General features: G+C 54.0%; 17 protein-coding genes. All 17 read left to right on the top strand.

From position 1 onward, the window contains the following. Window positions 1–32 precede the first annotated feature (32 nt). A complete protein-coding gene (rsmG, locus tag AFL22_RS06275; RefSeq protein WP_010258859.1) occupies window positions 33–650 on the top strand; it encodes a 16S rRNA (guanine(527)-N(7))-methyltransferase RsmG in 618 nt (205 codons plus the stop codon). A 711-nt stretch (window positions 651–1,361) separates the two neighbouring features. Then, window positions 1,362–1,742 carry a F0F1 ATP synthase subunit I gene (atpI, locus tag AFL22_RS06270; protein ID WP_010258861.1) on the top strand — a complete coding sequence of 127 codons (381 nt, stop codon included), beginning with the start codon at window positions 1,362–1,364 and terminating at the stop codon, window positions 1,740–1,742. An 8-nt stretch (window positions 1,743–1,750) separates the two neighbouring features. Then, the gene (gene atpB / locus AFL22_RS06265) at window positions 1,751–2,569 is read left to right on the top strand and encodes a F0F1 ATP synthase subunit A (protein ID WP_010258863.1); all 819 of its coding nucleotides are present in this window, start codon (window positions 1,751–1,753) and stop codon (window positions 2,567–2,569) included. A gap of 105 nt (window positions 2,570–2,674) precedes the next feature. Then, complete coding sequence (gene atpE / locus AFL22_RS06260) at window positions 2,675–2,914, top strand: F0F1 ATP synthase subunit C (RefSeq protein WP_003849523.1); 240 nt, start codon at window positions 2,675–2,677, stop codon at window positions 2,912–2,914. 105 nt (window positions 2,915–3,019) lie between these two features. Further along, on the top strand, window positions 3,020–3,490 hold the full coding sequence (gene atpF, locus AFL22_RS06255; protein WP_003849528.1) for a F0F1 ATP synthase subunit B: 471 nt from the start codon (window positions 3,020–3,022) through the stop codon (window positions 3,488–3,490). Window positions 3,491–3,504: 14 nt separating this feature from the next. Further along, window positions 3,505–4,038 carry a F0F1 ATP synthase subunit delta gene (atpH, locus tag AFL22_RS06250; RefSeq protein ID WP_003849530.1) on the top strand — a complete coding sequence of 178 codons (534 nt, stop codon included), beginning with the start codon at window positions 3,505–3,507 and terminating at the stop codon, window positions 4,036–4,038. Between the two features lie 14 nt (window positions 4,039–4,052). After that, entirely contained in the window at window positions 4,053–5,594 is a 1,542-nt protein-coding gene (atpA, locus tag AFL22_RS06245) for a F0F1 ATP synthase subunit alpha (RefSeq protein ID WP_010258868.1), read from the top strand. Between the two features lie 52 nt (window positions 5,595–5,646). Then, window positions 5,647–6,513 (top strand): F0F1 ATP synthase subunit gamma, encoded by an 867-nt coding sequence (gene atpG / locus AFL22_RS06240; RefSeq protein ID WP_031590993.1) that lies wholly within the window; start codon window positions 5,647–5,649, stop codon window positions 6,511–6,513. Between the two features lie 30 nt (window positions 6,514–6,543). Beyond that, entirely contained in the window at window positions 6,544–7,941 is a 1,398-nt protein-coding gene (gene atpD / locus AFL22_RS06235; protein WP_010258870.1) for a F0F1 ATP synthase subunit beta, read from the top strand. Between the two features lie 24 nt (window positions 7,942–7,965). Then, on the top strand, window positions 7,966–8,385 hold the full coding sequence (locus tag AFL22_RS06230) for a F0F1 ATP synthase subunit epsilon (protein WP_031590994.1): 420 nt from the start codon (window positions 7,966–7,968) through the stop codon (window positions 8,383–8,385). A 160-nt stretch (window positions 8,386–8,545) separates the two neighbouring features. Continuing rightward, window positions 8,546–9,916 carry a bifunctional UDP-N-acetylglucosamine diphosphorylase/glucosamine-1-phosphate N-acetyltransferase GlmU gene (glmU, locus tag AFL22_RS06225; RefSeq protein ID WP_052270973.1) on the top strand — a complete coding sequence of 457 codons (1,371 nt, stop codon included), beginning with the start codon at window positions 8,546–8,548 and terminating at the stop codon, window positions 9,914–9,916. Window positions 9,917–10,070: 154 nt separating this feature from the next. After that, window positions 10,071–11,900 (top strand): glutamine--fructose-6-phosphate transaminase (isomerizing), encoded by a 1,830-nt coding sequence (gene glmS, locus AFL22_RS06220; RefSeq protein ID WP_010672188.1) that lies wholly within the window; start codon window positions 10,071–10,073, stop codon window positions 11,898–11,900. A gap of 165 nt (window positions 11,901–12,065) precedes the next feature. Continuing rightward, a complete protein-coding gene (gene pstS, locus AFL22_RS06215; protein WP_010258875.1) occupies window positions 12,066–13,109 on the top strand; it encodes a phosphate ABC transporter substrate-binding protein PstS in 1,044 nt (347 codons plus the stop codon). Window positions 13,110–13,196: 87 nt separating this feature from the next. Beyond that, complete coding sequence (pstC, locus tag AFL22_RS06210) at window positions 13,197–14,159, top strand: phosphate ABC transporter permease PstC (protein ID WP_010258877.1); 963 nt, start codon at window positions 13,197–13,199, stop codon at window positions 14,157–14,159. Next, window positions 14,156–15,046, top strand: a complete 891-nt coding sequence (pstA, locus tag AFL22_RS06205; RefSeq protein ID WP_010258878.1) for a phosphate ABC transporter permease PstA — start codon at window positions 14,156–14,158, stop codon at window positions 15,044–15,046. The genes pstC and pstA overlap by 4 nt, the downstream gene beginning before the upstream one ends. A 44-nt stretch (window positions 15,047–15,090) precedes the next feature. Beyond that, window positions 15,091–15,864, top strand: coding sequence for a phosphate ABC transporter ATP-binding protein PstB (gene pstB / locus AFL22_RS06200; RefSeq protein ID WP_010258879.1), 774 nt, complete (start codon window positions 15,091–15,093; stop codon window positions 15,862–15,864). 17 nt (window positions 15,865–15,881) lie between these two features. After that, window positions 15,882–16,616, top strand: coding sequence for a phosphate signaling complex protein PhoU (phoU, locus tag AFL22_RS06195; RefSeq protein WP_010258881.1), 735 nt, complete (start codon window positions 15,882–15,884; stop codon window positions 16,614–16,616). Window positions 16,617–16,640: the final 24 nt, after the last annotated feature.

Raw genomic sequence — 16,640 nt, 5'->3', positions numbered from 1 at the left:
GGAGACTCGCCCCCGCTGAATGGACTTATGCTGTGATCAACACACTCACGTCGCTGCTACAGGCAGCCGGTATTTCCCTCTCCGATCAACAAAAACAGCAGCTGGTTGCCTATGTCGGCCTGCTGGATAAGTGGAACAAAGCCTACAATCTGACATCAGTGCGCGATCCGCAGCAGATGCTGGTACGCCATATCCTCGACAGCATCGTGGTGGCGCCGCATCTGCAAGGCTCACGTTTCATTGATGTGGGAACCGGACCAGGACTGCCTGGCATTCCGCTGGCTATCGTGATGCCTGATGCGCACTTTACGTTGCTCGACAGCCTGGGCAAGCGGGTGCGTTTCCTGCGTCAGGTTCAGCATGAGTTAGGACTCACTAACATTACTCCGGTGCAGAGCCGGGTTGAGGCGTTCCCGGCTGAGCCGCCCTTTGATGGCGTGATCAGTCGTGCATTTGCCTCGCTGACCGACATGGTGAACTGGTGTCATCATCTGCCGGGAAGAGAAGGGCGCTTCTTCGCGCTGAAAGGCGTGCGTCCGGACGATGAAATTGCGGAGTTACCGGCAGGCTACGTCTCTGATGCTGTGATTAAGTTGCAGGTACCGCAGCTGGAAGGTGATCGCCACCTGGTCATTCTTCGTCACCAATAGGCTTTCGACTAGCAGAGATTTAGCGTTTATCTGCCAGTGATTTTCGTCAGTTCCGGGATGAAAAAAGTGCAGATGATGCGCTATCAATAAAAGATTTTGATTAAGCCCTGGCTGACCGAAGGTTAAAACGCTGACGGAAATTATCCGAAAAGCTCTGTTACATTTAACGTTTAATTCACATTCAGTTATCAGAAATATCACTTGTATAGGCGGGTCGCTGAATAAAAGTAGTCACGGCAGAAAATATATCGCGGTAATAACTTTGCGTGCGTAATATCAATTACACGATTCTTAAGCACAGTTCGATGTCAATAGCGTGTTTTCTGTGAAAATAGTCTTGCAGATGCATTTTTATAATTTCAATGATTTGATTTTATTGAGTTAATTTGTAATACAGATTGTTCTTAAATAGCGCGAAGATAAAACTCAGTGTAGTGAAAGTGCTTATTATGTGATCTAAAGCACGCTTTAAAAGCAAGTTGCGAGAGAATTTTCAGTCAGATTAGGGTGAATCTCTGCAGGGTAATCTTTGGAAAAATAGCCCTCCGGAAAGAAATTTAAATAATTGTTCACCTTTTCGCTACTTACCGATTGAAATCGCAGGTGCGGCCCGTATAATTTGCACGGCTTTTGCTGCTTGACTCAACTGCGCAAAGGCAGTCTTATACGACACGCGACATACCCCTAACGGGGCAGGAGAGTATCAGCGTCATGTCAGTGTCTCTTTACAGTGTAAAATACGCCCGAACGGTGCTGATGATTCAGCTGGTGACGATAGTCATCATCGGTGCACTCTTTGCTCTTAAAGATGTCATCTGGGGTCTCTCTGCTCTTGCTGGCGGTGCGGCAGCCTGGCTGCCAAACGTATTGTTTTTGTTTTTAGCCTGGCGCCTGCAGGGGCAAACCCCAGCTTCGGGGCGAGTCGCGTGGAGCTTCGCTTTGGGTGAAATAGCCAAAGTGTTTGCGACCATCATTTTGCTCATTGTGGCGTTGGGTCTATTCGGAGCGGTTTTCTGGCCGGTCGGAATAACCTGGTTATCGGTGCTGGTGGTACAAATGCTGGCACCGGCGGTAATTAACAACAAAGGGTAAGAGGCATCATGGCTGCAGGAGAAATCTCTACTCCGCAAGAGTACATTGGTCACCACCTGACTCATCTTCAGTTGGACCTGCGTACCTTCGAGATAGTGAATCCGCACGACGCTCCCGCGACGTTCTGGGTATTAAATATCGATTCCATGTTTTTCTCTATGGTGCTGGGAATCATCTTCCTGGTGTTGTTCCGTAGCGTGGCGAAATCTGCCACCAGCGGTGTGCCAGGGAAAATGCAGGCGGCTATCGAACTGGTTGTCGGTTTCGTCGATAGTAACGTGCGCGACATGTATCACGGTAAGAGCAAACTTATCGCCCCGCTGGCTCTGACAATCTTTGTCTGGGTCTTCCTGATGAACTTCATGGATCTGCTGCCAATCGACTTGCTGCCATATATTGGCGAGCACGTATTGGGGTTACCGGCGCTGCGCGTCGTACCATCTGCAGACGTGAACATCACGCTATCTATGGCGTTGGGCGTATTTATTTTGATTCTGTTCTACAGCATCAAAATGAAAGGCATTGGCGGCTTCACTAAAGAGCTGACGCTGCAGCCTTTTAACCACCCGATCTTCATCCCGATCAACCTGATTCTGGAAGGTGTGAGCCTGCTGTCTAAGCCTGTATCACTGGGTTTACGACTGTTCGGTAACATGTATGCGGGTGAACTGATCTTTATCCTTATTGCCGGTCTGTTGCCGTGGTGGTCGCAGTGGGTGCTGAATGTGCCGTGGGCCATTTTCCACATCCTGATCATTTCGCTACAGGCTTTCATTTTCATGGTCCTCACGATTGTCTATCTGTCGATGGCATCTGAAGAACATTGATTTTTTTCTCAACACTACTTTCCCTCTTGATTTCGGGTTGCAGCGCACACCGCTGAAGCCCGGAAGATGAAGGGAGCATTTAACTGAAACAAACTGGAGACTGTCATGGAAAACCTGAATATGGATCTGCTGTACATGGCTGCCGCTGTGATGATGGGCCTGGCGGCAATCGGTGCTGCGATCGGTATCGGCATCCTCGGAGGAAAATTCCTGGAAGGCGCTGCTCGTCAGCCTGACCTGATTCCTCTGCTGCGTACGCAGTTCTTTGTTGTAATGGGTCTGGTGGATGCAATCCCGATGATCGCTGTTGGTCTGGGTCTGTACGTGATGTTTGCTGTCGCCTAAAGCCCTGTGTTCACTCAGCGCACAATGTGCAAGGGTGAACGGATTCTGCCGCTTATCGTTGATAACGGCAGAAAAGTTAAATACTCAATCTAGAGGCATTGTGCTGTGAACATTAATGCAACAATCCTCGGCCAGGCTATCGCGTTCATCCTGTTTGTCGCGTTCTGCATGAAGTACGTATGGCCGCCGCTCATGGCTGCTATCGAAAAGCGCCAGAAAGAAATTGCTGAAGGCCTTGCTTCTGCTGAACGTGCAAAGAAAGATTTGGATCTCGCGCAGGCTAATGCGACCGACCAGCTGAAAAAAGCCAAAGAAGACGCTCAGGTCATTATCGAGCAAGCGAACAAGCGTCGCGCGCAGATTCTGGACGAAGCCAAAACCGAAGCTGAAAACGAACGTAATCGCATCGTGACACAAGCGCAGGCTGAAATTGACGCTGAACGCAAACGTGCGCGTGAAGAACTGCGTAAGCAGGTCGCGTTGCTGGCTATGGCTGGCGCCGAGAAGATCATCGAACGCTCCGTGGATGAAGCTGCTAACAGCGACATCGTTGATAAACTGGTCGCTGAACTGTAAGGAGGGAGGGGCTGATGTCTGATCTGATTACTGTAGCTCGCCCCTACGCCAAAGCAGCTTTTGACTTTGCTGTTGAGCATCAAAGTATTGAACGCTGGCAACAGATGCTGGCGTTTGCCGCAGAAGTGGCTCGCAATGAACAGATGGCTGATCTTCTCTCAGGTGCATTAGCACCCGAAGCGCTGGCAGCGTCGTTTAACGCAGTCTGTGGTGATCAACTGGATGAACCCGCGCAGAACCTGATTAAGGTGATGGCGGAAAACGGACGTTTGACAGCGCTTCCGGCTGTACTGGCCCAATACATCGAACTGCGTGACGCTCATGAAGCTACCGCTGAAGTTGATGTTATCTCCGCCAGTACGCTGAGTGACGACCAGCTGAATAAAATCAGCGCCGCGATGGAAAAACGTCTGTCACGCAAAGTTAAGCTGAATTGCAAAATTGATAAGTCTGTGATGGCAGGCGTGATCATCCGTTCGGGTGATCTGGTTATTGATGGCAGCGTACGCGGCCGTCTTGACCGTCTGGCTGACGTCTTGCAGTCTTAAGGGGACTGGAGCATATGCAACTGAATTCCACCGAAATCAGCGAACTGATCAAGCAGCGCATTGCTCAGTTCAATGTCGTGAGTGAAGCTCACAACGAAGGTACGATTGTTTCTGTAAGTGACGGTATCATCCGCGTACACGGCCTGGCCGATGTCATGCAGGGTGAGATGATTGCCCTGCCGGGCAACCGTTACGCTATCGCCCTGAACCTCGAGCGTGACTCGGTTGGTGCAGTGGTGATGGGCCCTTACGCTGACCTCGCCGAAGGCATGAAGGTTAAGTGTACTGGCCGTATTCTTGAAGTACCGGTAGGCCGTGGCCTGCTGGGCCGCGTAGTGAACACCCTGGGTGCTCCTATCGACGGTAAAGGCGCAATCGACAACGATGGTTTCTCACCGGTTGAAGTCATTGCACCTGGCGTTATCGATCGTCAGTCAGTCGACCAGCCGGTTCAGACCGGTTATAAGTCGGTCGATGCGATGATTCCAATCGGTCGTGGCCAGCGTGAGCTGATCATCGGTGACCGTCAGACCGGTAAAACCGCGATGGCGATCGATGCGATCATCAACCAGCGCGACTCAGGCATCAAGTGTGTCTACGTTGCGATTGGTCAGAAAGCCTCAACCATCTCTAACGTGGTTCGTAAGCTGGAAGAGCATGGCGCACTGCAGAACACCATTGTTGTTGTGGCGTCTGCTTCTGAATCTGCTGCACTGCAGTATCTCTCTCCGTACGCAGGCTGTGCGATGGGCGAATACTTCCGTGACCGTGGTGAAGATGCGCTGATCGTATACGATGACCTTTCTAAGCAGGCTGTCGCGTACCGTCAGATTTCTCTGCTGCTGCGCCGTCCACCAGGTCGTGAAGCATTCCCTGGCGACGTGTTCTATCTCCACTCCCGTCTGCTGGAACGTGCATCACGCGTAAGCGCTGATTATGTAGAGCGTTTCACCAATGGCGCAGTGACAGGTAAAACCGGTTCACTGACCGCGCTGCCGATCATCGAAACCCAGGCGGGCGACGTTTCTGCGTTCGTTCCGACCAACGTAATCTCGATTACTGATGGTCAGATCTTCCTGGAATCGAACCTGTTCAACTCCGGTATTCGTCCGGCCGTTAACCCAGGTATTTCGGTATCCCGCGTAGGTGGTGCTGCACAGACCAAGATCATCAAGAAACTGTCCGGTGGTATCCGTACCGCGCTGGCACAGTATCGTGAACTGGCGGCATTCTCGCAGTTCGCCTCTGATCTGGATGATGCAACCCGCAAACAGCTGAGCCACGGTCAGAAAGTGACCGAGCTGCTGAAGCAGAAACAGTATGCGCCGATGTCTGTCGCACAGCAGGGTCTGGTTCTGTTCGCTGCAGAGCGTGGCTATCTGAACGACGTTGAACTGGCAAAAATTGGCAGCTTCGAAGCTGCACTGCTGGCCTTCGCCGATCGCGACCACGCTGAGCTGATGGCTGAAATCAACCAGTCGGGCAACTTTAATAACGATATCGAAGCCAAGCTGAAAGGCCTGGTCGAGACGTTTAAAGCAACCCAGTCCTGGTAATGTCTGGCGGCTTGTCTGAAAAGGCAGGCCGCAAGGCTTTGAGGAGAAGCTAATGGCCGGCGCAAAAGAGATACGAAGCAAGATTGGAAGCGTGAAAAACACGCAGAAGATCACCAAAGCGATGGAAATGGTCGCCGCCTCCAAGATGCGTAAAACGCAGGAACGCATGGCGGCCAGCCGTCCGTATGCAGAAACCATGCGCAAAGTGATTGGTCACCTTGCGTTGGGTAATCTGGAATACAAGCACCCTTACCTGGAAGAGCGCGACGTGAAGCGCGTCGGCTACCTGGTCGTTTCAACTGACCGCGGGCTTTGTGGTGGTTTGAACATTAACCTGTTCAAAAAGTTACTGGCGGATATGAAGTCCTGGTCCGATAAAGGCGTGCAGAGCGATCTGTCGATTATCGGTTCAAAAGGGGCATCATTCTTTAATGCTGTGGGTGGCAACATTGTGGCGCAAGTCAGCGGCATGGGCGATAAACCTGCTCTGTCTGATCTGATTGGCCCGGTAAAAGTGATGTTGCAGGCTTATGATGAAGGCCGCATCGACAAGCTGATGATCGTCAATAACAAATTCAATAACACCATGTCTCAGACTCCGACCATCACCCAACTGCTGCCGTTACCGCCAGCGGAAGGTGAAGAAGAGATGAAGGCGAAGACCTGGGATTACCTGTATGAACCCGATCCGAAAGCGCTGCTGGATACCCTGCTGCGTCGTTATGTCGAATCGCAGGTTTATCAGGGTGTGGTGGAAAATCTGGCCAGTGAGCAGGCCGCACGTATGGTAGCGATGAAAGCCGCAACCGATAACGGCGGAAATCTGATCAAAGAGCTGCAGTTGGTGTACAACAAAGCTCGTCAGGCCAGCATCACCCAGGAACTTACCGAGATTGTCGGTGGAGCCTCCGCGGTTTAACCAGGTTTGGAATTAGGTAGAGGATTCAAGATGGCAACTGGAAAGATTGTCCAGATTATCGGCGCCGTTGTTGACGTCGAATTCCCTCAGGACGCGGTACCGCAAGTGTACAGCGCCCTCGAGGTTATGAATGGTGATGCGCGTCTGGTGCTGGAAGTTCAGCAGCAGCTCGGCGGCGGCGTAGTACGTACCATCGCAATGGGTACGTCTGACGGCCTGAAGCGTGGTCTGAGCGTCAACGACCTGCAGAAACCGATTCAGGTACCCGTCGGTAAAGCGACCCTGGGCCGTATCATGAACGTTCTCGGCGAGCCAATCGATATGAAAGGCGAGCTGAAAGAAGAAGATGGCAGCGCAGTAGAGATCGCCTCTATTCACCGCGCAGCCCCTTCTTATGAAGATCAGTCTAACTCGCAGGAACTGCTGGAAACCGGCATCAAGGTTATCGACCTGATGTGTCCGTTTGCTAAAGGCGGTAAAGTCGGTCTGTTCGGTGGTGCGGGTGTAGGTAAAACCGTCAACATGATGGAACTGATCCGTAACATCGCGGCTGAACACTCAGGTTACTCAGTGTTTGCCGGTGTGGGTGAGCGTACTCGTGAGGGTAACGACTTCTACCACGAAATGACTGACTCTAACGTTATCGATAAAGTTGCACTGGTCTATGGCCAGATGAACGAGCCGCCGGGTAACCGTCTGCGCGTAGCACTGACCGGTCTGACCATGGCGGAAAAATTCCGTGATGAAGGTCGCGACGTTCTGCTGTTCATTGATAACATCTACCGTTATACCCTGGCCGGTACAGAAGTTTCTGCACTGCTGGGTCGTATGCCATCTGCGGTAGGTTACCAGCCAACGCTGGCAGAAGAGATGGGTGTGTTGCAGGAGCGTATTACCTCCACCAAGACCGGTTCAATCACCTCCGTACAGGCCGTTTACGTCCCTGCGGATGACCTGACTGACCCATCACCAGCAACTACCTTTGCGCACTTAGACTCAACGGTAACGCTGAGCCGTCAGATCGCCTCTCTGGGTATCTACCCGGCCGTTGACCCGCTGGACTCTACCAGCCGTCAGCTGGATCCGCTGGTTGTCGGTCAGGAGCACTATGATGTTGCACGTGGCGTTCAGTCACTGCTGCAGCGTTATCAGGAACTGAAAGACATCATCGCCATCCTCGGTATGGATGAGCTGTCTGAAGAAGACAAACTGCTGGTGGCACGTGCGCGTAAGATTCAGCGCTTCCTGTCTCAGCCGTTCTTCGTTGCAGAAGTATTCACCGGTTCACCGGGCAAATACGTGACGCTGAAAGACACTATCCGTGGCTTTAAAGGCATCATGGAAGGTGAGTTTGACCACCTGCCAGAGCAGGCCTTCTACATGGTTGGCGCCATCGAAGAAGCCGTGGAAAAAGCGAAGAAACTGTAATAACGGTTTCCCGGGAGGAAGATTATGGCTATGACTTATCACCTGGATGTGGTCAGCGCAGAGGAGCAGTTGTTCTCTGGTCTGGTACAGAAAATTCAGGTGTCAGGTAGCGAAGGTGAACTGGGGATTTTCCCTGGCCATGCGCCGCTGCTGACTGCCATTAAGCCTGGAATGATCCGTATCGTGAAACAGCATGGCGAAGAGGAGTATATCTACCTCTCTGGCGGCGTGCTGGAAGTGCAACCGGGCAGCAGCACCGTTCTGGCCGATACCGCTATCCGCGGTACCGATCTGGATGAAGCACGCGCTCTGGAAGCAAAACGCAAAGCAGAAGACCATATGAACAGCAGCCACGGCGACGTGGACTATGCTCAGGCCTCTGCCGAGCTGGCGAAAGCCATTGCTAAACTGCGCGTGATCGAACTGACCAAAAAAGCGATGTAATCCAGCTTTATGCGTCATGAAATGCCAGCCCTCGGGCTGGCATTTTTTTTGTCTGCTGAGCCTGATCTGCCTGTCCGCCTAATTTCGGCCTGAGAAAAATGTAGTAATCTCAATCCCAAACCGTTTTACTTTCACCCGTAAAAATTCACTCAGGATAGTTATGTCTAACAGTGCGATGAGTGTGGTGATCCTTGCTGCTGGCAAGGGCACCCGTATGTATTCCGATCTGCCTAAAGTTCTGCATACGCTGGCAGGCAAACCCATGGTTCAGCATGTGATTGACGCGGCTAAGGGGCTGGGTGCACAGCAGGTTCATCTGGTTTATGGTCACGGCGGCGATCGCCTGAAGGCGACCCTCACTGACAGCTCGCTCAACTGGGTACTGCAGGCCGAGCAGCTCGGCACTGGCCATGCGATGCAGCAGGCAGCGCCTGCATTCGCGGATGATGAAGATATCATGATGCTTTACGGTGACGTGCCGCTCATCTCTCAGGCGACATTACAGCGGCTGCGCGAAGCCAAACCGCAGGGCGGCATTGGCTTACTTACCGTGGTACTGGACGACCCAACCGGCTATGGCCGCATTGTGCGTGAGAACGACACCATCACCGGCATTATCGAACAGAAAGATGCCAGTCCGGCGCAGCTCACCATTAAAGAGATCAACACCGGCATTCTGATCGCCAACGGCGGCGATTTAAAACGCTGGCTGGCGCAGCTCACCAACAATAATGCGCAGGGTGAGTATTACATCACCGATATTATCGCGCTGGCGCATCAGGAAGGTCGGGTGATCAACGCGGTTCATCCGGCACGCATCAGTGAAACCGATGGCGTCAACAACCGGCTGCAGCTGGCGACATTAGAGCGCACTTACCAGGCCGAACAGGCGGAAAAACTACTGCTGGCTGGCGTGATGCTGCGCGATCCGGCCCGTTTTGACCTGCGCGGGACGCTGACGCACGGGCGGGATGTTGAAATTGACACCAACGTCATTATTGAAGGCCAGGTCACGCTGGGCGCACGCGTCAGAATTGGCGCAGGCTGCATTATCAAAAACAGCGTGATTGGCGATGACTGTGAAATCAGCCCCTATTCGGTGATCGAGGATGCGAATCTCGCCACTGCCTGCACCGTCGGACCTTTTGCCCGTCTGCGTCCTGGCAGCGAACTGGCCGATGCCGCCCACGTGGGCAACTTCGTCGAAATTAAGAAAGCGCGTCTGGGCAGAGGATCGAAAGCGGGGCACCTCTCCTATCTCGGTGATGCGGAGATTGGCGACAACGTAAATATCGGTGCAGGCACCATTACCTGCAACTACGACGGTGCGAACAAATTCAAAACCGTTATTGGCGATGACGTATTTGTGGGGTCAGATACCCAGCTGGTGGCGCCGGTCAGCATCGCGGCAGGGACCACCATTGCGGCGGGCACGACCATCATGAAAGATGTGACCCAGGCCGGTCTGGTCTATAACCGTAAAGAGCAGAATCACAAAGCGGACTGGCAGCGCCCACAGAAGAAAAAATAAATTTTTAACGGCCCGCTTTAATGCGGGCCGATGCAGTGCAGTGCCAAAACTATAATCCCCACTCTCTACAAGGCTCGGGGAACCGGCAAAGCCGGATATCAGGTCGCATGACAACAGAAGTGGCGAAAAGCCATGTAGTCAGGAAAACATCATTATGTGTGGAATTGTTGGTGCAGTAGCGCAACGTGATATCGCAGAGATTCTGCTGGAAGGTCTGCGTCGTCTTGAATATCGCGGATATGATTCGGCCGGTCTGGCCGTGGTCGATCGTCAGGGGCACGTCACGCGCCTGCGGCGTTTAGGAAAAGTGCAGAAACTGGCGGAAGCCGCTGAGCAGCAACCGCTGATTGGTGGCACCGGCATCGCGCACACGCGCTGGGCAACCCATGGCGAGCCGTCGGAAGCGAACGCGCATCCGCACGTCTCAGAGCACATCATCATCGTGCACAACGGCATCATTGAAAATCATGAGCCATTGCGCGCTGAACTGATCGCGCGCGGTTATGTGTTTGCCTCTGAAACGGACACCGAAGTGGTGGCGCATCTGGTTCACTGGGAGCAGAAGCAGGGCGGTTCGCTGCGTGAAGTCGTACTGCGTGTGATTCCGCAGCTGCGCGGTGCCTATGGCATGGTGATCATGGACAGCCGCGATCCGTCACTGCTGGTGGCGGCCCGTTCCGGCAGCCCGCTGGTGATTGGTCGTGGCATGGGCGAAAACTTTATCGCCTCGGATCAGCTGGCCCTGCTGCCGGTGACCCGTCGGTTCATCTATCTGGAAGAGGGTGATATCGCCGAGATCAGCCGTCGCGATGTCACGGTGATCGACCGTGAAGGCAACACCGTGACCCGTGCCGAGATCGAGTCGAACCTGCAATATGATGCCGGTGACAAAGGCATTTACCGTCACTACATGCAGAAAGAGATCTACGAACAGCCCATGGCGCTGAAAAGCACCCTGAGCGGTCGGTTCAGCCAGGGTCAGGTTGATCTCAGCGAACTGGGCGCGGGCGCAGAAGCGCTGCTGAGCCAGGTTGAGCATATCCAGATTATCGCCTGCGGCACCTCCTACAACTCCGGCATGGTGTCACGCTACTGGTTTGAGTCGCTGGCAAACCTGCCCTGTGATGTCGAGATTGCCTCGGAGTTCCGCTACCGCAAATCAGCGGTGCGCAAAAACAGCCTGCTGATTACCCTGTCGCAGTCGGGTGAAACGGCAGATACTCTGGCGGCGCTGCGTCTCTCTAAAGAGCTGGGCTACCTGGGCTCGCTGGCGGTCTGCAACGTGGCCGGTTCGTCACTGGTGCGGGAATCTGACCTGGCACTGATGACCAAAGCGGGCACCGAAATCGGCGTCGCCTCTACCAAAGCGTTCACCACCCAGTTAGCGGTGCTGCTGATGCTGGTGGCGAAACTGGGCCGTCTGAAAGGGATGTCTGCCGAGACTGAACATGAGATCGTTCATGCACTGCAGGCGTTGCCGAACCGGATTGAGCAGATGCTGGCGCAGGATAAGCTGATTGAGAATCTGGCAGAAGGCTTCTCTGACAAGCATCACGCACTGTTCCTGGGTCGTGGCGATCAATATCCGATTGCCATGGAAGGGGCGCTGAAGCTCAAGGAGATCTCCTACATTCATGCGGAAGCCTACGCCGCAGGCGAGCTGAAACATGGCCCGCTGGCGCTGATTGATGCGGATATGCCGGTAATCGTGGTGGCACCTAACAACGAACTGCTGGAGAAGCTCAAATCCAACATCGAAGAGGTACGCGCACGCGGCGGCCTGCTCTATGTCTTTGCCGATCAGGATGCGGGCTTCAGCGACAGTGACGGCATGAAGATCATCCCGTTGCCGCATGTCGAAGAGGTCATTGCGCCCATCTTCTACACGGTGCCGCTACAGTTACTCTCCTATCACGTCGCCCTGATCAAAGGGACCGACGTCGATCAGCCACGTAACCTGGCAAAATCGGTTACTGTGGAATAACCGGGTGGGCCCCGTCGCGGGCCCACTTTGCTCTGGCCCTCTGTCATATAACTGTCATATTTCGTACATTTCACTGTCATCAAACTGTCCTATTTTCCCTCCTGCAGCAATCACAGATTCTTACTAAAACGGCCCCAAGCCTGACTTTTCTCCCCTGGAGGGAATATGACACTGATGCGTAGCACCGTAGCCCGAATCCTCGCCACCACCTTCGCCGTAAGCGCGGTATCTGCTTTTGCGGCAACCGATCTCACTGGCGCAGGCGGGACGTTCCCGGCGCCGGTTTATGCCAAGTGGGCAGCAGAATATCAAAAAGCCACCGGTAGCAAAGTTAACTACCAGGGTATCGGTTCATCTGGCGGCGTTAAACAGATCATCGCCAAAACCGTCGATTTCGGTGCGTCCGATGCGCCAATGAAAGATGAAGATCTGCAGAAAAATGGCCTGTTCCAGTTCCCTACCGTGATCGGTGGCGTGGTACTGGCGGTTAACCTGCCGGGTATCAAGTCAGGTCAACTGACGCTGGATGGCAAAACCGTCGGTGATATCTACCTCGGCACCATCAAAAAGTGGAACGACCCGGCGATTGCTAAACTTAACCCAGGCGTGAAACTGCCAGAGACCAACATCAACGTGGTACGTCGCGCTGACGGTTCAGGCACCTCGTTCGTCTTCACCAGCTATCTGGCGAAAGTGAACCCGGACTGGAACAGCAAAATTGGTAAAGGTAACACCGTCAACTGGCCGGTCGGTCTGGGCGGTAAAGGCAACGACGGCGTCGCCGCGTTTGTTCAGCGTCTGCCGGGTTCAATCGGCTACGTGGAGTACGCCTACGCCAAACAGAACAACCTGACCTACACCAAACTGATCGATGCCGATGGCAAAGCGGTCGCCCCAAGCGAAACCAGCTTCAGTAATGCCGCGAAAGGCGCTGACTGGAGCAAATCGTTCGCGCAGGATCTGACCTTCCAGAAGGGCGCTGATGCCTGGCCAATCTCGTCAACCACCTTTATTCTGATCTACAAGGATCAGGCTAATGCGGCCAAGGGTGCTGAAGTACTGAAATTCTTCGACTGGGCTTACAAAAGCGGCAGCAAAACCGCCACAGCGCTGGACTATGCTGCGCTGCCAGAGAGCGTGACTGAACAGATTCGCGCCGCCTGGAAAGCCAACATCAAAGACAGTTCTGGTAAAGCGCTTTATCAGTAATTGACCGACCCTGACCGGACAGCAGTCCGGTCAGACTCAACGGGCGGCGTCATGCCGTCCTGATAACTTCTGAAGACTGAGACTTCTATGGCTGCAACGAAGCCGGCATTCAAAGCCCCAGGTAAACAAGGTGACAGAATTTTTGGCGCGCTGGTCAGGCTGGCTGCGCTGATTGTCCTGTTACTGATGGGCGGCATTATTGTCTCCCTGATCATCTCCTCGTGGCCCAGCATCCAGAAGTTTGGTTTCGCCTTTTTGTGGACCAAAACCTGGGATGCGCCCAACGAACAATTTGGTGCACTGGTACCGATCTACGGCACCCTTGTGACCTCCATTATTGCCCTGATTATCGCAGTACCGGTGAGTTTTGGTATCGCGCTGTTCCTGACCGAACTCGCGCCAGGCTGGCTGCGTCGCCCGCTGGGCACCGCCATTGAGCTGCTGGCGGCCATTCCCAGTATTGTTTATGGCATGTGGGGTCTGTTTGTTTTCGCGCCGCTGTTTGCCGAATACTTCCAGACACCGGTCAATGACGTGATATCGGGCATTCCGATTGTCGGCGAGCTTTTCTCCGGCCCCGCTTTCGGTATCGGCATCCTCGCGGCGGGTGTGATTCTGGCGATCATGATCATCCCTTATATCGCCTCGGTCATGCGCGACGTCTTTGAGCAGACCCCGGTGATGATGAAAGAGTCAGCCTACGGCATCGGCTGCACCACCTGGGAAGTGATCTGGCGCATCGTACTGCCCTTTACCAAAAATGGCGTGATTGGCGGTGTGATGCTCGGACTGGGTCGTGCGCTGGGTGAAACCATGGCGGTGACTTTTATTATCGGCAACACCTACCAGCTCGACAGCCCGTCGCTGTTTATGCCGGGTAACAGCATCACCTCGGCGCTGGCCAACGAGTTCGCTGAAGCGGAATCGGGCGTGCACGTCGCCGCGCTGATGGAGCTGGGACTGATCCTGTTTGTGATTACCTTTATCGTGCTGGCGATTTCAAAGCTGATGATTATGCGGCTGGCGAAAAGTGAAGGAGCGCGCTCATGACCACAATTGAAATTCAGGCGCGCGCCGAACTGGACGCATCACGCCGTAAAATGCAGTCCTGGCGCAGCACTAAAAATAAAATTGCGCTGACGCTGTCGCTGCTGACCATGGCTTTTGGCCTGTTCTGGCTGGTGTGGATCCTGTTCACCACCGTATCGCGCGGCGTGGATGGGCTCTCCTGGTCCCTGTTCACCGAATCAACGCCACCACCCAATACCGCGGGCGGCGGGCTGGCTAACGCCCTGGCAGGCAGCGGATTACTGATTTTCTGGTCTACCTTCTTCGGCACACCGCTGGGCATCATGGCGGGTATCTATCTGGCGGAATATGGGCGCAAGTCGCCACTGGCAGAAGTGATCCGCTTTATTAACGACATTCTGCTTTCGGCACCCTCGATTGTGGTCGGCCTGTTCGTCTACACCCTTGTGGTGTCGCAGATGCAGCACTTCTCCGGCTGGGCCGGGGTGATTGCGCTGGCGCTGCTGCAGGTGCCGATTGTGATTCGTACCACCGAAAACATGATGCGACTGGTGCCAGACAGCATGCGTGAAGCGGCTTACGCGCTGGGTACGCCCAAGTGGAAGATGATCGCGTCTATCACCCTGAAAGCGTCGGTCTCCGGCATCATCACGGGTGTGCTGCTGGCGATTGCGCGCATTGCAGGTGAAACGGCACCGCTGCTGTTCACGGCGCTCTCGAACCAGTTCTGGAGCACCGACATGATGCAGCCGCTGGCGAACCTGCCGGTCACCATCTTTAAGTTCGCCATGAGCCCGTTCGCCGAATGGCAGAGCCTGGCCTGGGCAGGTGTGCTGATTATCACCCTCTGCGTGCTGGTGCTGAACATCGTGGCGCGGGTGATTTTCGCCAAAGGTAAACACGGTTAATTTCCGGCGCGGCCCTGTGCGGCGTCGTATAAGAGAGATGAATTATGAGTATCGCGACAGCATCAGCCGATAAAATTCAGGTCCGTAATCTGAACTTCTATTACGGCAAATATCATGCGCTGAAGAACATCAATCTGGATATCGCTAAGAATCAGGTGACTGCGTTTATCGGGCCATCGGGCTGTGGTAAGTCGACCCTGCTGCGGACCTTCAACAAAATGTACTCGCTCTATCCGGATCAGCGGGCTGAAGGGGACATTCTGCTGGATGGCGAAAACATTCTGGCGACTCAGCAGGATATCGCGCTGCTGCGCGCCCGGGTCGGCATGGTGTTTCAGAAGCCTACGCCGTTCCCGATGTCGATCTATGACAACATCGCCTTTGGCGTTCGCCTGTTTGAAAAGCTGTCGCGTGCCGATATGGATGCGCGCGTACAGTGGGCGCTGACCAAAGCCGCGCTGTGGAATGAAACCAAAGACAAGCTGCATCAGAGCGGTTACAGTCTCTCCGGCGGCCAGCAGCAGCGTCTGTGCATTGCCCGCGGTATCGCGATTCGCCCGGAAGTCTTACTGCTGGATGAGCCCTGCTCTGCGCTTGATCCTATCTCTACTGGCCGTATTGAGGAGCTGATCACCGAGCTGAAACAGGATTACACCGTGGTGATCGTGACGCACAACATGCAACAGGCTGCACGCTGCTCTGACCATACGGCTTTCATGTATCTGGGCGAACTGATTGAGTTCAGCGATACCGACACGCTGTTCACTAAACCCGCCCAGAAGCAAACCGAAGATTATATAACTGGCCGCTACGGCTGATCTGACAGGAGATCGACATGGATAATCTTAATCTGAATAAGCACATCTCCGGTCAGTTCAATGCCGAGCTGGAGCATATCCGTACCCAGGTGATGATCATGGGCGGTATGGTCGAGCAGCAGCTGACCGATGCAATTACCGCTATGCATAATCTGGATGGCGAACTGGCGCAGCGGGTGATCGACGGTGACCAGAAGGTCAATATGATGGAAGTGGAGATTGATGAAGCCTGCGTGCGCATCATCGCCAAACGTCAGCCAACTGCGATCGATTTGCGACTGGTGATGGCGATCATCAAAGCCATTTCTGAGCTGGAACGGATTGGCGACGTGGCGGAGAAGATCAGCCGCACGGCGCTGGAGAAGTTTGGTCAGCAACATCTGCCGCTGCTGGTCAGCCTTGAGTCGCTGGGTCGTCACACCGTGCAGATGCTGCATGATGTGCTGGACGCTTTTGCACGCATGGATCTCAATGAAGCGATCACTATCTACCGTGAAGATAAAAAGGTGGATAAAGAGTACGAAGGCATTGTGCGTCAGCTGATGACCTACATGATGGAAGATCCGCGCACCATTCCCAGCGTGCTGACGGCGCTGTTCTGTGCCCGCGCCATTGAGCGTATCGGCGATCGTTGCCAGAACATCTGCGAAATCATCTTCTATTTCGTCAAAGGTCAGGATTTCCGTCACGTTGGCGGTGACCGGCTCGATGAATTACTGTCGGGCGACGACGGCAGCAACAGACCTTCCTGATAAATCTTCTTCCTGCGCCTGATC

Origin of the sequence: Pantoea sp. CFSAN033090 (genome assembly GCF_001264395.1) — a bacterium.
Lineage (GTDB): Bacteria > Pseudomonadota > Gammaproteobacteria > Enterobacterales > Enterobacteriaceae > Pantoea > Pantoea agglomerans.
The sequence above is the reverse complement of the archived record's forward strand: the minus strand, read 5'-3'. Positions and strand labels throughout refer to the sequence as shown.